Annotated in this window: 1 protein-coding gene; it reads left to right on the top strand. The window is 68.3% G+C overall.

Annotation, left to right across the window (positions count from 1 at the left end; all coding sequences use genetic code 11):
* A partial coding sequence (locus AC30N0_RS09345) for an efflux RND transporter permease subunit (RefSeq protein WP_489517652.1) occupies positions 1 to 1,793 on the top strand: 1,793 nt, incomplete at both ends.

Raw genomic sequence — 1,793 nt, forward strand, 5'->3', positions numbered from 1 at the left:
ACGCTGGTGTCGGCGACGGCGCTGCCGCTCTCGATCATCCCGGCGTTCGGCGTGATGTACCTGTTCGGCTTCACCCTTAACGGCGTGACCTTGCTGTCGCTGTCGCTGGTGGTCGGCATCCTGGTCGACGACGCGATCGTCGAGATCGAGAACATCATGCGGCACCTGCGCATGGGCAAAAGCCCGTTCCAGGCCGCGATGGAGGCGGCCGACGAGATCGGGCTCGCGGTGATCGCGACCACGTTCACGCTGATCGCCGTGTTCCTGCCGACCGCGTTCATGAGCGGCGTGCCCGGCAAGTTCTTCGTGCAGTTCGGCTGGACGGCGGCAATCGCGGTCTTCATGTCGCTGGTCGTCGCGCGCATGCTGACGCCGATGATGTCGGCCTACATCCTGAAGGTTCCGAAGAAGGAGCACAGGGAAGGCGCCTGGATCGGCATCTACATGCGCTGGGTCAAGGCCTGCCTGAAGCACCGCGTGCTGACGACGATCGGCGCCACCGTCTTCCTCGTCGGCTCGTTCATGCTGCTGCCGCTCTTGCCCACCGGCTTCATCCCGCCCGACGACCTGTCGCAGACGCAGGTGGCTATCGACCTGCCGCCCGGCGCGACCTTCGAGCAGACCCTTGCCGCGGCCGAGCAGGCGCGCGTCATCGTGCAGCGCAACCCGAACGTGAAGCTCGTCTACACGGCGGTCGGCGGCGGCAATACCGGCGCCGACCCGTTCGCGCCGGCCGGCGCGTCCGAGGTGCGCAAGGCGACGCTGACGATCAACATGACGCCGCGTGCCGACCGCGGCGGCGTCACCAAGCAGACCGTCGAAGGCGAGCTGCGCACCGCCCTCGAAGCGCTGCCCGGCGCGCGCGTCAAGGTCGGCTTCGGCGGCTCGAGCGAGAAGTACGTGCTGGTGCTGGCCGGCGACGACGGCGCCGCGCTGGCCGCGCATGCGCGCGAAGTCGAGCGCGAGCTGCGCACGATCCCGAATATCGGCAACGTCGTCTCGACCGCGAGCCTGGTTCGCCCCGAGCTCATCGTGCGGCCCGATTTCGCGCGCGCCGCCGACCTGGGCGTGACCTCGGCCGCGATCGCCGACACCTTGCGCATCGCCACCGCGGGCGACTACGACCAGTCGCTCGCCAAGCTCAACCTGGCGCAGCGCCAGGTGCCGGTCGTCGTCAAGCTCGCCGCCGATGCGCGCAGCGACGTCGAACTGCTGTCGCGGCTCGACGTTCCCGGCGCGCGCGGCCCGGTGCGGCTGGCCAATGTCGCGACGCTGTCGATCGACAGCGGGCCGGCGCAGATCGACCGCTACGACCGCCAGCGCAATATCAATTTCGAGATCGAACTCAACCAGCAGCCGCTCGGCGACGTGGCCGCCAAGGCGATGGCGCTGCCGAGCGTTCGCAACCTGCCGCCGGGCATCAGCCTCGCGGCGGTGGGGGACGCCGAGGCGATGACCGAGCTGTTCGACAGCTTCGCCCTCGCCATGCTGACCGGCGTGATCTGCATCTATGTCGTGCTCGTGCTGCTGTTCCACGACTTCGTGCAGCCGGTCACCATCCTGTCGGCGCTGGTGCTGTCGGTGCCGGGCGCGTTCCTCGCGCTGTTCATCACCCAGACGGCGCTCTCGATGCCGTCGATGATCGGCCTGATCATGCTGATGGGCATCGCCACCAAGAACTCGATCCTGCTGATCGAGTACGCCATCATGGCCCGGCGCGACTTCGGCATGAACCGCATGGAAGCGCTGCTCGACGCCTGCCACAAGCGCGCCCGCCCGATCGTCATGACCAC

It is taken from the genome of Rhizobacter sp. (assembly GCF_031412495.1).
Taxonomy (GTDB): Bacteria; Pseudomonadota; Gammaproteobacteria; order Burkholderiales; family Burkholderiaceae_C; genus Schlegelella_A.